Genomic DNA, 16,136 nt, shown 5'->3' on the forward strand with positions numbered 1-16,136 from the left:
GGGCGATTTTACGACCACCGACCTGATCGAGGGCATGACCGGGAAAATGGCACATGAAGACCTCGGGGCCCCGGAACCTCCGGGGGACACGCTGATGGAGGAGACCGACCAGCGCGACGACCGGATGGTGTTGCGAGCGAAGGAATCGGTTGGCCTTGCGGGTCTTCTCGGAAGTGGCAGCGATCTGGTGGTCCGGCGACTGTTCGGCGTCGGGCAGGAGCCGGCCGACGTTCGCATTGCGGGTCGCGAGGAAATCCGCCTGTCGCGGCCGGCCGATGCGATCGCGGCCGATATCGGCTTTGTCCCGGGGGAGCGCGCCCTGGGCCTCGTGATGAGCCTGTCGGTGCGGGACAATATCCTGCTGCCGAGTCTGAACCGGATCAACAGCATGTTCTGGATGAACCGAACCAGAGGCGATGCCTTGGTCCGCGAGCTTATGGAACTGCTGGACATTCGTCCGCGGCGCCCGGATCTGCGCGTCGGTTCGCTTTCCGGTGGCAACCAGCAGAAGGTCATTCTCGCCAAGTGGCTGGCGTGCCGGGTCTCGGTGCTGCTGCTCGACGAGCCGACGCACGGCATCGACATTGCCGCGAAGATGCATGTTCATGGCCTGATACGGAAATTCACCGGGGATGGCGGCGCCGTGCTTGTCAGTTCCAGCGATCTCGCCGAACTGGCGCGTATTTGCGATTCGGTCCTGGCCATCCGGGATCGCAAGATCGTCGGCCGCATCGAACGCAAGGATGGCATGGACGAGGCACGATTGCGTGCCGCTCTGGGAGGCACGCATTGAACCTTTCGGGCACCGCCTCGTCCCGTTTGCTCGGGCAGATTCCGCTGCTGACGCTGGTCGCGCTTTGCGTGGTGACCACCTTGCTGACCGATCGCTTCCTGTCGCCCATCAACCTGACCAACATCCTGGTGCAGTCCTCGATCATGGCCGTGATCGCGATGGGCATGACCTTCGTGATCATCGGCGGCGGATTTGATCTCTCAGTCGGCTCCACCGCGGCGCTTTCGGCATGTACGGCGGCCATGGTGATGCTGGAAGCCGGCATTGCCGCGGGCGTGATCGCCGGCATCCTGGCCGGCGCGTTTGTCGGTCTCGTCAATGGCGTGATCATCGCCTATCTCAAGGTCAATCCGTTCATCACCACGCTCGGAACCATGGTGCTGTTCCGCGGCGTGGTCTTTCTGATGACCGGCGGAGCTCCGGTCGAGGGTGACGAGGGATTGCCCTCGAGCTTCGTGGCGTTCGGATCGGTGCGGTTTCTGGGGGTCCATGCGCTGGTCTGGGTCCCGATGCTCCTACTGGTGGTGCTGTCCTGGGTCATGCATGCGACGCCCTATGGCCGTCAGATTTACGCGACCGGCGGAGGCAGGGAGGCGGCCTATCTGTCGGGCGTTCCGGTCGCGCGGGTTACCGCATCGACCTATGTCGTGTGCGGCGCGCTGGCAGGCGTCGCGGGCGTCATGCTCGCGGCAAGGCTGCAATCGGGACAGCCGACCGCCGGGGAGTTCTACGAACTGACTGCGATCGCTGCCGTCGTGCTCGGCGGAGCGGCGCTGCATGGCGGCGAAGGCACGCTCTACAAGAGCGTGATCGGAGTATTCATCATGATCATTCTTGGCAACAGCCTGAATCTGCTGAATGTCGATTCCTACTGGCAGCGCGTCGCTATCGGCGCAGTCATCATTGCTGCTGCGGCGGCGGACAGTTTGCGATCAAGACGTTAGGTTCCACGCGCGTGAACGGAGACGGACCATGAGAAAGCCTGGTGTTCTTCTTGCTGCTGCAATTGCTGGTGCTGCACTTCTGTCGATCCCCGCGACGCCGGTTCAGGCACAGGGTAAAACCACGATCGGTGTAGCTTTGCCTCAGGACGACAATCCGTTCTATATCGCCATGATGCGCGGCATTCGCGCGCGGGCCGGCGAGCTTGGCTGGGATGTTGTTTCGGTCTCGTCCAACGAGGACAAGCTGAAGCAGATCAATGGCGTCCAGGATCTGATCGCGCGCGGCGTGAAGGGGATTCTTATTTCTCCGATCGACGCGACCGGCGTGAACGCGGCCTATGATGCTGCCGCCGCCGCAAAGGTGCCGATTGTTTCGGTCGCGCGCGGTTCGACGTCGCCGAACCAGACGTTGCATGTGGCGATGGACGAGAAGCAGATCGGCCGCGATATTGCCGAGTGGACGGCAAAAAAAATCGGCGGCAAAGGCAAGGTCGCGATGCTTCTTGGGCCGTCCGGCGCGCCGACCTTCCGCAATCTCGCGGAAGGCTATACCGAAGTGATGGCAAAATATCCGGACATCACGATCGCGTTCAAGACCGACGGACCGCTGACCCGCGAACGCGGTCTGAAGAATTCAGAAGACGCGCTGGTTGCCAATCCGGATCTCGTGGCAATCTACACGGCCAACGATGACGTGGCCCTGGGCGCCACGCAGGCCGTGCTCGCCGCGAACCGCAAGGGCAAGACCATCGTCACCGGGATGAACGGAGTTCCGCCCGCGCTGCGCTCGTTGAAGGAAGGCAATCTCGGCATGACGATCGAGCTCAATCCCGTGCTGTGGGGCCGGCTCGGCGTCGACGTGCTCGCCGAATATCTGAAGGGCAGCAAGGTCGAGCCGCGCGTTTTCATCAAGCACGTCATCATCGACAGCGGCAATATCGACCAGAAGCTGCCGAAAGGCTGACGCGACCGGACCGGCGGCGCTTTTCGGCTGCCGCCGGCCGACCTGGCTGGACAAGCGGGTCCACCACACTTCGCTGGACCTCAACCCGGAGACCGTCCCATGGCGCATTCCGCCGCAGCCGAAATCGCCGCCCGGGCACCGTTTCTGGCTGACCTCGACAGGGCTCATCTGCATCCGCTGTGGGATCGCTACAAGCGCATCACGCCAATGCAGCCGCGGCCGCTCGACACCCCGTTCCACTGGCCATGGCGCGAGACCGAGGCGTTGCTGCATCGCGCGGTCGCGGAGGTCGCGATCGACGACATCGAGCGGCGCGCGCTGATCATGTCGCATCCGTGTTTCGGTGAGGAAACCGCGACGACCGGAACCATGCTGGGAGCATTCACGGTGCTGGACCCGGGCGAGCAGGCGCGCCCGCACCGGCATACCGGTGCTGCCATCCGCTTTGCGGTTCAGGCCGAGGGTGCCGCAACCATCGTCGACGGACGCTGGTGCGAGATGCGGACGGGCGACCTCATCCTCACGCCTCCGATGGCCTGGCATGGCCATATCAATCCGAGCAACCACCGGATCATCTGGTTCGACGCCGCGAATATGCCGCTTCTAAGAGCATTGAATGCGCATTTTTTCGAGCCCGGCGATCCCAACAATAATGATTTCTGGCGGGTCGATCAGGGAGACGAAAAGCTCTGGCGCGCTGCGGGGCTCGCCGTCGCCGATGCTTCGGCCGGAACAACCCACTCGCCAAAATTTCACTATCCTGGCGACGTGACGCGGCAAATGCTGTCCGAGGCCACGGTCGGAGCCGATGGCGCGCGGATGCTTCGCTATGTGAATCCCGCGACCGGTGGTGCGGTGATGGCGACGCTCGATTGCTACGCGGCACGGTTCAGCAAAGGCGTCGAAACGCGCGCGAGGCGAGGGGCATACAGCATGATCTGTCTTGTCGTGTCGGGCAGCGGACGTTCGACCATCGGCGACAAGACATTCGAATGGTCCCAACACGACGTGTTTACGGTTCCCCCGTGGTCCTGGGCGAGCCATAAGGCGATCGACGGCGATGCCGATCTGTTCATCGTCTCGGACAAGGTGGTGTTCGAACGGCTCGACGTCCTGCGCGAAGAGATGCAATAGCGGTCCATGGCCGGTCGCACCCTCGACGAGGCAGGCTTCGACGCAGCGCGCGACGGCATCGGCGCCCCGGTCCGGCGTCTGGAGGATCGGCGCTTCCTGACCGGCTCCGCATCCTACGTGAGCGACATTCATGCGCCCGACGCGCTGCATGCCGTATTCGTACGCTCCGCGCACGCGCATGCGCGCATTCGCGACATCGATCTTGCTGCCGCGCGTGCCGGCCGTGGCGTGGTGGCGGTGTTCTCCGGTGCGGACATGGAAGCGGACCGCGTCGGCCCGATGCGGACGATGTGGTCGATCAAGTCACCGGACGCGCCACCCATGGCGGAGCCGCCGCGATTTGCGCTGGCGCGAGATACGGCCCGCTACGTGGGAGAACCGGTCGTCGTCGTGATCGCCGAGACTTCGATCAATGCCCAGGACGCGGCCGAGCGCATCTCGGTCGATTATGACGTGCAGCCAGCAATCACCAGTGCCGCGCATGCCATCGCCGCGGATGCGCCGCGCCTGCATGAGTCGGCACCGGGCAACGTCTGTTTTCGATGGATACGCGGCGACCGGCCGAAGGTAGAGGCAGCCTTTGGCGATGCCGCGCATGTCGTCACCGCCGACCTGGTCAATCACCGCATCGGCGGGGCCGCGATCGAGCCTCGTGCGATCCTCGCGATCCCGCCTGGCGGACGCGACAAGCTTGCGCTCTACACAGCGACCCAGGTGCCACACCATATTCGTCGCCTGGTCAGCGAACAGCTCGGCATCAGTGAGGCAAGACTGCGCGTGATCTCGCCGGATGTCGGCGGCGGCTTCGGCTACAAGGGAAAGCTTTATGCCGAGGAGTCGGTGCTGCCGTGGGCGGCCGGGAAGATCGGACGGCCGGTGCGATGGGTCGCAAGCCGGAACGAAAGCTTTCTGTCCGACTATCAGGCCCGCGATCACCGGACCCGCGCGGAACTGGCGCTTGATCGCGACGGCAGATATCTCGCACTGCGCGTCAAGACCTACGCCAATGTGGGCGCATATGTCTCGACCTTTGGCGCGGCGATTCCGAGCGCGATCTATTCGGCATTGCTCGCAGGGGTCTATGCGACGCCTGCGATTTCGGTAGAGTGCATCGGCGTATTCACCAATACCGTGCCGACGGACGCCTATCGCGGCGCCGGGAGGCCGGAGGCCTGCTATGTGCTGGAACGCCTCGCCGACCGCGCTGCGGCTCGGCTCGGCCTCGACTGCGCCGAAATCCGTCGCCGCAACCTCGTCCCGGCCACTGCGATGCCCTATCAGACCCCGATTGGGCCGACCTATGACAGCGGCGATTTTCCGAGAGTGTTCGAGCGCGCGCTGGTGGCCGCTGGATATTCCGGCTTTCCTGCGCGCCGCGAAGCTGCCCGCAGGAGCGGCCGGCTCCTCGGGATCGGGATCGCCTGTTTTGTGGAATCTTCCGGCGTGGCGCCGTCCCGCTTCGCTGGAATGCTCGGCGCACGTGCGGGATTTTACGAGTCGGCGGCCATCTCGCTGGAGCCGGACGGTAGCGTCCGCGCGAAGCTGGGCACACACAGTCACGGCCAGGGCCATGCCACAAGCATGGCACAAATTCTCGCGACGCAGCTTGGCGTTCCGGTCGACCGGATCGAGATTGTCGAGGGTGATACCGACATCGTGCCCTATGGGACGGGCACGTTCGGATCGCGTAGCATTGCGGTCGGCGGATCTGCGCTGGTGATCGCGGCGAAGAAAATTATTGAAAAAGGCCGGTTGATTGCCGCTCATATGCTGGAAGTGTCGGAGCACGATTTGCGATTTGAAGACGGACGTTACGTGGTTGCCGGCACCAACCACGCGGTTGGAATCGCCGACGTTGCGCACGCGGCCTACATCCCGCACCACTTTCCGCTCGAAACGCTCGAACCAGGCTTGCAGGAAACCGCCGTCTACGATCCGAAAGCCTTTGCCTTCAGCAATGGCGCGCATGTCTGTGAGGTCAGTGTCGATCCCGAAACCGGACATGTGGCGCTGGAGCGCTATTGTGCCGTAGATGATATCGGCACCGTGATCAATCCGATGATTGCGTCCGGACAGGTCCATGGCGGCGTTGCCCAGGGACTGGGACAGGCGATCCTGGAATACGTGGCCTACGACGCGTCCTCCGGACAGGCGCTAAGCGGGTCGTTCATGGATTATGCGCTGCCGCGCGCAAGGGATGTCCCGTTCCTTGAATCGGAATTCGACGAGAGCCAGCCCTGCGCCCACAATCCGCTCGGTGCGAAGGGTTGCGGAGAGGCCGGCACCATAGCTGCGCCCGCGGCGATCACGGGCGCGGTCCTCGACGCTCTGCGGCAACTTGGCGTCAGAGAAATTGATATGCCGCTGACGCCTTCCCGAGTCTGGGAGGCGATCCGGTCTGCCAAGCTACGGTCTCAGATAGGCCAGGACGATATAGGCGGCGAGAACAAGGGTCGCCCAGAACGTCATCGCGCCAGTCGACCAGGTGCGTGCAAGGATGCCGGCTGAGCCGTTATAGCGTTCGACATTTGCGCGGCCGCGCCGCGCCGTGCGGGCGACCAGACCGACGATGCAGGTCCATGCGGATTCCGCCACGACGTCGAGACGTCGCATGACGTCGACGCCGAGCTTCCGATAGAACCAGTCAATGTCGAGCGTGATCGTCAAGGTGCGCTTGAGCCATCCCAGCATCAGGAAGAAGGCGAGGCCGGAGAACAGCAGCAATTGCAGATAGAACACGACATGGCTAGCCGTATAGGGGACGTAGTCGACCTTGTAGGGAAGCAAGGCATAGAGCGGCCCCGGCAGCACGCCGATGCCAATGCAAAGAATGGAGAACAGCACCATCGCAATGCGCATGTTCCATGGCGGATCGTCAGGGCGCAGGCCGGAATCCTTCTGAAAGAACACGAACCACGGGAACTTGATGCCGGCATGCAGGAAAACGCCGGCCGAGGCGGCGGCCAGCAGATACCAGACCACGGCCAGATGCTGCATCCCGGCGGCTTCGGAGATCATCGATTTCGATACGAATCCCGATGTCAGCGGAAAGGAGGAAATCGACAATGCGCCGACGATGCCGCAGACCGTTGTCAGCGGCATGGTGCGAAACAGCCCGCCGAGATCGGTACATTTTCGTTTCCCGGTCATGTAGAGGACCGAGCCTGCCGACATCAGAAGCAGCGCCTTGTAAATGATGTGGGTGAACGCATGCGCAGCAGCGCCGTTCAGCGCCATTTCGGTGCCGATCCCGATTCCGGTCACCATGAACCCGACCTGGTTCACGATGCTGTAGGCCAGGATGCGCCGCATGTCGTTTTCGAGGATCGCGTAGACGATGCCGTAGAACACCATGAACAGCCCGACATAGATCAGGAGTTCGGTGCCGGGAAAGCCACGCAACAATACGAAGACCGCAGTCTTGGTGGTGAAGGCCGACAGGAACACCATGCCGCTCCAGGAACTCTCCGGATAGGCATCCGGAAGCCAGGCCGATAGGGGTGGTGCTCCGGCATTGATCAGGAAGCCGGCCAGGATCAGCCAGCGCGGCAGCGTGTCGAGCGACATCCTGTCGAATACGGTCGATCCGGTAGCGGCGATCTCGCCTGCGATGCCCGCCATCAGCACAACGCCGCCAAGAAGGTGAATCACGGCATATCGCTGTCCGGCTCCGCGCGCCGAAGGGCCGGCGCTCCAGACCACGAGTGTCGAGGCGATCGCCATGACCTCCCAGAAGATAAAGACGGAGATCAGGTCTCCGGCGAAAACAACGCCGACCGCGCTGCCGGCATAGCAAAAGGCCGCGGCCAGCTCGACCGTGCGCTTCTGGTTGAGTGCGAACAGCGCACCCACGAATGCCATCAGGGCGAATACCGTCGCGAACAGCCGTGACAGCGCGTCGCCTTTCACCAGCGCAAGCTCATAGCCGAGGAACGGCGCGCGCAGCGCGACTCCATCCGGGACCTGCCAGACGAGATAAAGCGTGACGAGGGGAAAGCCAAGCAATCCGATCGTACGCAAGGGCCCGCGCAGGAGTGGCAACAGCAATCCGCCCAGAATCAATGCCAGGGCCGGCGGGATTACGAAGCTAATCGTCATAATAGGTATCCGGCCGTTTCAGCACCAACCCAAGCGCCTTGGCGAACAGCACCATCACCACGCAGCTCACGAAGCCGTACCACGCGCCAAATCCGAAGGTGCCGTCCAGTCCGAAATAGGGATGGTGAGGGATGAACAGGTCGGCCAGCACGGTCGCGGCAAGCACGATCACGAAAATGATCCAGAGCCACCGGATCGTGCTCGGACGTGTCAGCCAGTTGTTGTCCATCGCGTCACCGTCCGATCATCAGCGTTGCCAGTGCATACGGGATTTCGGGCCAGAAGAAGAACAGTACCGCCGCCGCTGCGGTAATGGTCAGCGCCGCCACGACGGGCAACGGCGCTTCGCCGGCCTCGTGTCCGTGTCCATCGTCCGGGGCGTCCCGGAAGAATGCGCGAAACACGATCGGCAGGAAATAACCGGCGTTCAGCAGCGTCGAAAGGATGATCACCGCGACCGCGAGCCAGTTTGCGGTCTGCATCGCGCCGGTGAGGATGAACCATTTGCCGAGGAAGCCCACGGTCGGCGGAATGCCGATCATGCCAAGCGCACCGATGGTAAACGCTCCCATGGTCCAGGGCATGCGGCGGCCAATGCCGTTGAGCTGGCTCACCTCGGTCAGGTGCGCCGCGGTGTAGATCGAGCCTGCGGCGAAGAACAGGGTGATCTTGCTGACGGCATGCGCGGCAATATGCATGGCCGCGCCGACAGCCGAAATCGGCGCCAGAATGGCGACGCCGAGAACGACGTAAGAGAGCTGCGAGACGGTCGAATAGGCCAGCAGCCGCTTGAGATTGTCCTGCCTCAGCGCAACGATGGAGGCTACGATGACGGTGGTGCCCGCGACCAGCGTGAGCCATGTCGATTGTCCAAGCGCGCTCAGGTTTTCGATGCCGAAAATCAGCACGGCAACCTTGACGATGGTGAACACTCCCGCCTTCACGACCGCGACGGCGTGGAGCAGGGCGCTGACCGGCGTCGGTGCGACCATCGCAGCCGGCAGCCAGAAATGCAGCGGCATCACCGCGGCCTTGGCGACGCCGAAAACATAGAGTGCGAGCAGGATGCCGGTGACTGTCGCGCCGGCCTTGCCGGCGAGGATGCCGCCTGGCGTGAAATCGAGCGTACCGGCGATTACCCAGGTCGCAGCGATCGCGGGCACCAGCAACATCAGCGAGGCACCCAGAAGCAGCAGGAGATAGGTGCGGCCGGCTCGCAAAGCCTCCGCATTCTGCTTGTGGGTTACCAGCGGATAGGTCGACAGCGTCAGCATCTCATAGAAAAGAAAGAGCGTGAACAGATTTTTCGCGAACGCTATTCCCATCGTGCTGCCTAGCGCGATGGCAAAGCAGACATAGAATCCGGTCTGGCGCGGCTCCTCGTTCGCGCGCATGTACCCGATCGAGTAGACCGAATTCACGATCCAGAGCGATGAGGCGATCAGCGCGAACAGCATCCCGAGCGGCTCGACCTGGAAGGCGATCTGAAGGCCGGACGCGACATTGATAATGTGCAGCTGCGGCCGCGCGCCGCTGAGAACCGGTCCCAGAAGGCCAAGAACGATGACGCACAGCGTCGCCGCGGTCAGCAGCGTCACGCTTTCGCGCAAATTCGGCCATCGCCCGGACAGCGCAATGAGGCACGCGCCGATGAAGGGCGCGAGCACCGCCATCCAGACAAGGTTCTCGGGCGTAAAGTCCGGCGTCACCGCACCCCCCCGAGCAAGGCGCTGGCGGCGGTGCCGGCGATACCCACCGTCCACTCCGTGTCGATTCCGAAATAGATCGTCGCGGCGGCAAGCGCGAGAAGCGGCAGCAGCATGGAAAGCGGTGGATCGCTCGCTTCGGCAATCTGCGCCGACGGCTCACGCAGAAAGAACAATTCCAGCACCCGACCGACATAGACGAACGTGATCAGCGAACTGCCCAGGATCAGAAAAACCAGGATCCACCAGCCCTTTTCGTAGGATCCAATGGCAAGATACCATTTGGAAATGAAGCCGGAAGTGCCGGGAACTCCGACGAGACCAAAACCTGCGACCGCAAAAGCGATCATCGTCAGCGGCATCCTGCGGCCGATTCCCGAAAGCTCTTTCAGCTGAAGAAGCCCGGTGCGGAAGAAGATCGCTCCGACCGCGAGAAAGAGAGCGGCCTTCATCACGGCGTGATTGACGATGTGAACAAGGCCACCGGTCAGGCCGGCCTGGTTGGCAAGCCCGATGCCGAGGGTGATGTAGCCGATCTGCGCCACCGAAGAATAGGCCAGCATGCGCTTGAGATTGGGTTCGAACACGGCGACCAGCGAGGCCACGAACATGGCCGCGACCGACAACGCGATCACGAACTCGCCGATCGGGAGTGCGGCGAAGTTCACGGTCCCGCCAAAGACGGAAAAGTAGTAGCGGATCAGCAAATAGATCGCGACTTTCGTGGCGGTCGCGGCCAGGAACGCCGTTACCCAGGAGGGTGCGTAGGTATAGGCGTTCGGCAGCCATGCATGCAGCGGAAACAACGCGAGTTTCAGGCTGATCCCGACGGTAATGAATGCGAGTGCCGTGATGATTGCGGAAGTCTGCGCCGCAGGGACATCGGGCAAGCGCGCGGCGACGTCGACCATGTTGAGGCTGCCGGTCAGCAGATACAGAAGCCCGGCGCCAATCACATAGAAGGTCGCACCGATCGTGCCTACGATCAGATACTGGAAGGCCGCCAGCAATGCGCGTCGGTCGTGGCCGAGTGCGATCAGGACATAGGTCGCGAGGGACGATATTTCGAGAAAGACAAAGGCGTTGAACGCATCCCCTGTGATCGCGATACCGAGAAGGCCCGCAAGGCACAGGAGATACATGCAATAGAACCACGCCTCGCGCTCGCACGTGATCTCGAAGTCGACGGAGCGCCAGGCGAACGGCATGGTGACTGCGCCAACCAGCGATATCAGAACGAGCACGAATCCGTTCAGCACGTCGACGCGATACTCGATCCCGAAGGGAGGCACCCAACCCCCCATCGCGTAGGAGATCGGCCCGCTCTCCAGCACCTGCCACAGCATTGCGCCGGCGATGAACGGCAGCAGCAGGCTGACCAGCAGGGTGAGCGCGAAGGCCGGTCCGCCGCGGCGCATCAGGCCGCAGAGCGCGGCCGCCACCAGTGGCAAGACGATCAGCAGCGCCGGCAGCTGCAGCCTGATCGCACTCATTGATCGCGATCCCGGTCCAGTATCTCGTCTTCCTCGACCGTGCCGTAGGCTTCGTTGATGCGCACGACGAGTGCCAGCCCGAGTGACAGGGTTGCGACGCCGACAACGATCGCGGTCAGGATCAGGACGTGAGGAAGCGGATTCGAATAGACCGTGAAGGCCGGATCCAGGATCGGAGCGGTGCCGCCGAGGATCTTGGCCGGTTCGAGGTACAGCAGGTAGACGGAGGTCTGAAAGATCGACAACCCCACCAGCTTCTTCACCATGTTGCCGCGGGCAACGATGATGTAGAGGCCGGTCATCATCAGGAAGATGGTGATGAAATAGTTGTAGTGCTCGATCAGACCGGTCAGCGTCGGCATCAGCGTCCGCGCTCCACGAAAGCGTAGAACAGCGAAATCATCGTCCCCGTTACCGTCACCAGCACCCCGGCCTCCACGATCAGAATGCCGAGCTCGCGGGCGTGCGGGGCGCTGGCGCCGAGAACCGAATAGTCGAGGAAATTTCTTCCGCGGATCACTCCGATCAATCCGGTCCCCGCGAAGATCAGCACGCCGAGCGGAACCATCTTTTCGACCACCGCCTGCGGCGCAATGCGCTGCGCTGCGTCGTGCCCAAACGTGATCGCGAGCAGAATGACCATGCCGGCGGCGATGACCCCGGCCTGGAAACCGCCCCCGGGGCCGTAGTCGCCGTGCAGTTGAACGTATAGCGCAAACAGAAGAATGAACGGCAGGATCAGTTTGGTGCCGATCCGCAAGATCAGATCGAGACTCATGACGAACCGTTCTCCTCGTCCGGGCTCTCCCGCCGGCGCGCTCTGCGCAGCAGCATCATCACTCCGATGCCGGCGGTGAAAATCACTGTGGCCTCGCCCAGCGTGTCGAAAGCGCGATAGTCCGCGAGAACCGAGGTTACGACGTTGGGAACATTGGTCTCCTTGATCGAATTGGCGAGGTAGTGTGGCGCGACGTGTCTGTGGATCGGGGCGTCGGCGGTGCCGAACGGCGGCAGGACGTATGTGCCCCAGACCAGAACTGCGCCGGTACCGATGGTGACGCAGAGCGGCAGCAGATTGGGCCGCACCACCCGCATTTCCGTTGTCTTGATGAGATGCAGGGTCGCAAGGAGGATCACCGTGGAGATGCCAGCTCCGACCGATGCTTCGGTCATCGCCACGTCGACCGCGTCGAGAACGATGAGGACGCTCGCCATCAGGAAGCTGTAGATGCTTGTCAGGATGACGACGGCGAACAGGCTGCGCTGGCGCACGATCGCGACGGTCACGACGGCAAGCATCGTGAGCAGCACCATGTTGATGGTGGATTCTATGGCTGCCTCCCGTCGTCGAATGCGCCTGATGACTTGGGAGTGCGGCGATCCTCTTCCAGCAGCGGCTTGATACCTTCGTGCAGGCACGCCTGCGCCAGCGCGTGCGTGACCACCGGGGTTGTGAATACGAACAGCAGCAGCAGGAATACGAGCTTCGCAGTCACCAGGCTGATACCCGCCTGCAGGGACATGCCGAAAATGAGAAACCCGACCCCAAGCGTGTCGGTTACACTGGCCGCATGCATGCGGGTGAAGACGTCAGGCATTCGCACGAGTCCGAATGTGCCGACGACGGTGAAGAAGGAACCAAGCAGGATCAGCACCCAGCTCGCGATGTCTACCAGCACCGTCATTGCTGCGACTCGACTTCGGTATCACGCGAAAGGTCGCCGTGGCGGAAGAACTTGAGCACCGCGAGCGTGCCGATCAGATTGAGCAGACCATAGGTCAGGCCGATATCGAGAAATTCCGGACGGCCGGTCAGAAAGCCCATCACCGCGAGCAGCATGATCGCAAGCGTGCCGACGGTATTGCCGGCCAGTACGCGGTCGAACACCGTCGGCCCCTTGATGGCACGCGTGATGGCGAGCGCAAGCGCGACAAGAATGGCGAAGGCGGCGGCAGCGAACATCACACCGTACCTTCGAATTGACTGACGCGACGGTCCATCCCGCCCGCTTCCAGATCGAGCGCGTTGTCGCGGACCAGGGCATGGATGGTGAATTCCCCACCGCTCACGCCGACGGTCATGGTGCCCGGCGTGAGGGTGATCGAATTTGCGTAGGTCGCAAGTCCGGCTGTGGTCTTCTGGCTCGCACGGATTGCGGTCATGGTCGGCGAGATCGGCAGCCGCGGATGCAGCAGGACCTTGGTCACAGCCCAGCCTGATTTCACTATTTCCCAGGACAGCCAGGGCCAATAGGTGATCGCGCCCCGCACCAGTTCGACCGGATGGCCTTCCTTGTCGGCGATGCGCATGCGGATTGCAGCAAGCACGCAAAGGACGGCAGCGAGCGCGCCAGCGATCACCAGCATCGGCTTGTAATGTCCGGACAGGGCGAGCCAAAACGCGAACAACACGCCCGCCAGGCTGAAGTAACGCATCTTGTTTCTTGTCCCCGATTCCATCGGCCCCATACCCGGCCGCACGAACTCGTATCAGACCGCGCGGCACCTCGAAAACCTGACGTGTGGTCGCGTATTGTCGCCGATCGCCGCGACATGCCCCGCAGAAATAAAAATCATAATAATATCAGCACCTTATGAGGGTTTATCGGTCTGCGGCGGCAATGTGCTCTCCTGTTCAAGGATGACGGCTTTTCGGTCCCGACTCGGCGCCTTGCCAAACCGGGCCCGGTAGGCGCGCGAGAAATGGCTTCCGGTTGCAAATCCGCAAGCAACGGCAATTTCCAGGATTGGCAGCGCGGTTTCGTGAACCAGCGCGCGCGCGCGATCAAGCCGCATCTTGATATAGACGTCTCCGACCGAGGTGCCGAGATGGCTCGCGAACAGCCGCTCTATCTGCCGGACCGAGACACCGGACGCTCGTGCCAGTTCGGTCCGGGTTAGAGGTGTCTGGGCGGTATCCTCCATTGCCTGAAGCGCCCGAAGCAGTTTCGGGTTGGCGACCCCGTAACGCTCGCGCAGCGTCATACGCTGAGGGCCGCCCCCGGACCGCAATTGTGTCTGCAGGAACCACTCGCTGACCGAGGCCGCTAGCGCTGCGCCGTGCTCGGCGGCGATGATCGCCCGCATCATGTCGAAGCCGGCGATGCCGCCAGCACAGGTGAGGCGGCCTCGGTCGATTTCGTAGAGGGCGTGCGTCATGTCGATCTGCGGAAAATCCTCCCGGAATGGGGCCATGTGATCCCAATGGATGGTGCAGCGGTATCCGTCCAGCAGTCCCGCGCGAGCGAGAAGATAGGGGCCGCCGGACACACCGCCGATTGTCACGCCGCGCCTTGCGTGCCTCCGCAGGAAGGCGAAGGTACGTACGCTGCGGTGAAGCGCGGGATTGCCGCCGGCGCAGACGAGTATCATGTCCAGCGGAATGTCATCGCCGACCGATCCGCTCGCGGCGATCGAAAGGCCGCTTGACGCCGCGACCGGCCGGCCGCGGTCCGTGATCTGGCTCCAGCGATACAGATCGCGCCCCGACAGACGGTTCGCCGCGCGGAGTGGCTCGACCGTGGAGGCATAGGACAGGAGCGAAAAGCCTGGGATCAGCAGGAAACCGACATGACGGGTGGCAGATGCCTGCATGGCGCGAGTGTTCTCCGCGGCGAAATGTGCCGGATGGCGCTATGGGATCAGAAAGTGTCGTTTTTGGACAATAATCGCATCGACGGTCCGTGATCAATGCATGGCGGTCGCGGGCAGCGCGGCGCTTGAAGGGGACGCCCGGAGCGGAGGACACGGTTGCGCTATTCGGCTTTCAGCATTCTTTCACAGGCGCTCCGGGGCAATCGCGGGTGGCAGCCGTTATGGCGCGAGCCCGAGCCGAAGCCATCCTACGACGTGATCATCGTTGGCGGCGGCGGACATGGTCTCGCCACCGCCTATTACCTCGCGAAAAATCACGGACTCACAAAAATCGCCGTGATCGAGAAGGGCTATCTCGGCTCCGGCAATGTCGGCCGCAACACCACCATCATCCGCTCGAACTATCTGCTGCCCGGCAATATTCCCTTCTACGAGCACGCCATGAAGCTGTGGGAGGGATTGGAGCAGGACCTCAACTACAACGCCATGGTCAGCCAGCGCGGGGTGCTGAACCTCTACCACTCCGATGCGCAGCGCGACGCCTATGCCCGGCGCGGCAATGCCATGCGCATGCATGGCGTCGATGCCGATCTGCTTGATCGCGATGGCGTGAAGGCGCTGGTGCCGTTTCTCGATTTCGACAATGCGCGCTTTCCGATCCAGGGCGGACTGATTCAACGGCGCGGCGGAACGGTCCGTCATGATGCGGTGGCGTGGGGCTATGCTCGGGGCGCCGACCGTCGCGGCGTCGATCTGATCCAGAATTGCGAGGTCACCGGCATCCGCATCGAGGCGGGGCGCGTGACCGGTGTGGATACGTCCCGCGGCTTCATCGGCGCGCGCAAGGTCGGGCTGGCGGTTGCCGGAAACTCGTCGCGGCTGGCGGCGATGGCGGGCTTGCGCCTGCCGATCGACAGCCATGTGCTGCAGGCTTTCGTGTCGGAAGGACTGAAGCCGCTGATCGACATCGTCATGACCTTCGGCGCCGGACATTTCTATGTCAGCCAGTCCGACAAGGGCGGCCTTGTGTTCGGCGGCGACATCGACGGCTACAACTCCTACGCCCAGCGTGGAAACCTGCCGGTGATCGAGGATGTGATGGAAGGTGCGATGGCGGTATGGCCGGGCCTCGGCCGTATCCGTGTGCTGCGACACTGGGGCGGTGTCATGGACATGTCGATGGACGGCAGCCCGATCATCGATCGCACGCCGGTTCAAGGGCTCTATCTCAACGCGGGCTGGTGCTATGGCGGCTTCAAGGCGACGCCGGCTTCGGGATTCTGCTTTGCGCATCTGATTGCACAGGACGACATGCACCCCGTCGCGCGCGCCTATCGTCTGGATCGTTTTTCATCCGGCGCGGTGATCGACGAGAAGGGAGTCGGCGCGCAGCCGAACCTGCACTAGACC

17 protein-coding genes are annotated in these 16,136 nt (G+C 62.8%); 6 read left to right on the forward strand and 11 right to left on the reverse strand.

What is annotated here, in order from left to right:
• The 5 genes from AB7F49_RS16955 to AB7F49_RS16975 form a co-directional block, all read left to right on the forward strand.
• On the forward strand, window positions 1-793 hold a 793-nt coding region (locus AB7F49_RS16955; RefSeq protein WP_428524379.1), incomplete at its 5' end, for an ATP-binding cassette domain-containing protein.
• A complete protein-coding gene (locus tag AB7F49_RS16960) occupies window positions 790-1,737 on the forward strand; it encodes an ABC transporter permease (RefSeq protein WP_428524381.1) in 948 nt (315 codons plus the stop codon). The genes AB7F49_RS16955 and AB7F49_RS16960, both read left to right, overlap by 4 nt.
• 28 nt (window positions 1,738-1,765) lie before the next feature.
• Entirely contained in the window at window positions 1,766-2,701 is a 936-nt protein-coding gene (locus AB7F49_RS16965; protein WP_428524383.1) for a substrate-binding domain-containing protein, read from the forward strand.
• 99 nt (window positions 2,702-2,800) lie between these two features.
• Window positions 2,801-3,835, forward strand: a complete 1,035-nt coding sequence (locus AB7F49_RS16970) for a cupin domain-containing protein (protein WP_428524385.1) — start codon at window positions 2,801-2,803, stop codon at window positions 3,833-3,835.
• A 6-nt stretch (window positions 3,836-3,841) separates the two neighbouring features.
• Window positions 3,842-6,343 carry a xanthine dehydrogenase family protein molybdopterin-binding subunit gene (locus tag AB7F49_RS16975; protein WP_428524387.1) on the forward strand — a complete coding sequence of 834 codons (2,502 nt, stop codon included), beginning with the start codon at window positions 3,842-3,844 and terminating at the stop codon, window positions 6,341-6,343.
• Here AB7F49_RS16975 and AB7F49_RS16980 read toward each other — a convergent pair.
• The 11 genes from AB7F49_RS16980 to AB7F49_RS17030 form a co-directional block, all read right to left on the reverse strand.
• Complete coding sequence (locus tag AB7F49_RS16980; protein ID WP_428524389.1) at window positions 6,242-7,933, reverse strand: Na(+)/H(+) antiporter subunit D; 1,692 nt, start codon at window positions 7,931-7,933, stop codon at window positions 6,242-6,244. The two genes, AB7F49_RS16975 and AB7F49_RS16980, sit on opposite strands and share 102 nt — an antisense overlap.
• Window positions 7,923-8,162: a hypothetical protein gene (locus AB7F49_RS16985; RefSeq protein ID WP_428524391.1), complete on the reverse strand. Its 240-nt coding sequence runs from the start codon at window positions 8,160-8,162 to the stop codon at window positions 7,923-7,925. The genes AB7F49_RS16980 and AB7F49_RS16985 overlap by 11 nt, the downstream gene beginning before the upstream one ends.
• Window positions 8,163-8,166: 4 nt before the next feature.
• Complete coding sequence (locus tag AB7F49_RS16990) at window positions 8,167-9,642, reverse strand: monovalent cation/H+ antiporter subunit D family protein (protein WP_428524393.1); 1,476 nt, start codon at window positions 9,640-9,642, stop codon at window positions 8,167-8,169.
• Window positions 9,639-11,132, reverse strand: coding sequence for a monovalent cation/H+ antiporter subunit D family protein (locus tag AB7F49_RS16995; RefSeq protein WP_428524395.1), 1,494 nt, complete (start codon window positions 11,130-11,132; stop codon window positions 9,639-9,641). The genes AB7F49_RS16990 and AB7F49_RS16995 overlap by 4 nt, the downstream gene beginning before the upstream one ends.
• Window positions 11,129-11,494 carry a cation:proton antiporter subunit C gene (locus tag AB7F49_RS17000; protein WP_428524397.1) on the reverse strand — a complete coding sequence of 122 codons (366 nt, stop codon included), beginning with the start codon at window positions 11,492-11,494 and terminating at the stop codon, window positions 11,129-11,131. The genes AB7F49_RS16995 and AB7F49_RS17000 overlap by 4 nt, the downstream gene beginning before the upstream one ends.
• Window positions 11,494-11,910 carry a Na(+)/H(+) antiporter subunit B gene (locus tag AB7F49_RS17005; RefSeq protein ID WP_428524399.1) on the reverse strand — a complete coding sequence of 139 codons (417 nt, stop codon included), beginning with the start codon at window positions 11,908-11,910 and terminating at the stop codon, window positions 11,494-11,496. The genes AB7F49_RS17000 and AB7F49_RS17005 overlap by 1 nt, the downstream gene beginning before the upstream one ends.
• Window positions 11,907-12,446, reverse strand: a complete 540-nt coding sequence (locus AB7F49_RS17010) for a DUF4040 domain-containing protein (protein ID WP_428524401.1) — start codon at window positions 12,444-12,446, stop codon at window positions 11,907-11,909. The genes AB7F49_RS17005 and AB7F49_RS17010 overlap by 4 nt, the downstream gene beginning before the upstream one ends.
• A gap of 14 nt (window positions 12,447-12,460) precedes the next feature.
• The gene (mnhG, locus tag AB7F49_RS17015) at window positions 12,461-12,817 is read right to left on the reverse strand and encodes a monovalent cation/H(+) antiporter subunit G (protein WP_428524403.1); all 357 of its coding nucleotides are present in this window, start codon (window positions 12,815-12,817) and stop codon (window positions 12,461-12,463) included.
• Window positions 12,814-13,095 (reverse strand): monovalent cation/H+ antiporter complex subunit F, encoded by a 282-nt coding sequence (locus tag AB7F49_RS17020; protein WP_428524405.1) that lies wholly within the window; start codon window positions 13,093-13,095, stop codon window positions 12,814-12,816. Before AB7F49_RS17020 ends, mnhG begins: the two co-directional genes overlap by 4 nt.
• Window positions 13,095-13,568, reverse strand: coding sequence for a Na+/H+ antiporter subunit E (locus tag AB7F49_RS17025; RefSeq protein WP_428524407.1), 474 nt, complete (start codon window positions 13,566-13,568; stop codon window positions 13,095-13,097). The genes AB7F49_RS17020 and AB7F49_RS17025 overlap by 1 nt, the downstream gene beginning before the upstream one ends.
• A gap of 156 nt (window positions 13,569-13,724) precedes the next feature.
• Window positions 13,725-14,726, reverse strand: a complete 1,002-nt coding sequence (locus tag AB7F49_RS17030) for a GlxA family transcriptional regulator (RefSeq protein WP_428524409.1) — start codon at window positions 14,724-14,726, stop codon at window positions 13,725-13,727.
• Window positions 14,727-14,882: 156 nt separating this feature from the next.
• On the opposite strand from AB7F49_RS17030, the gene AB7F49_RS17035 reads away from it, so the two are divergent.
• On the forward strand, window positions 14,883-16,133 hold the full coding sequence (locus tag AB7F49_RS17035; RefSeq protein ID WP_428524411.1) for a sarcosine oxidase subunit beta family protein: 1,251 nt from the start codon (window positions 14,883-14,885) through the stop codon (window positions 16,131-16,133).
• Window positions 16,134-16,136: the final 3 nt, after the last annotated feature.

The organism is Pseudorhodoplanes sp. (genome assembly GCF_050250235.1).
Taxonomy (GTDB): Bacteria; Pseudomonadota; Alphaproteobacteria; order Rhizobiales; family Xanthobacteraceae; genus Pseudorhodoplanes.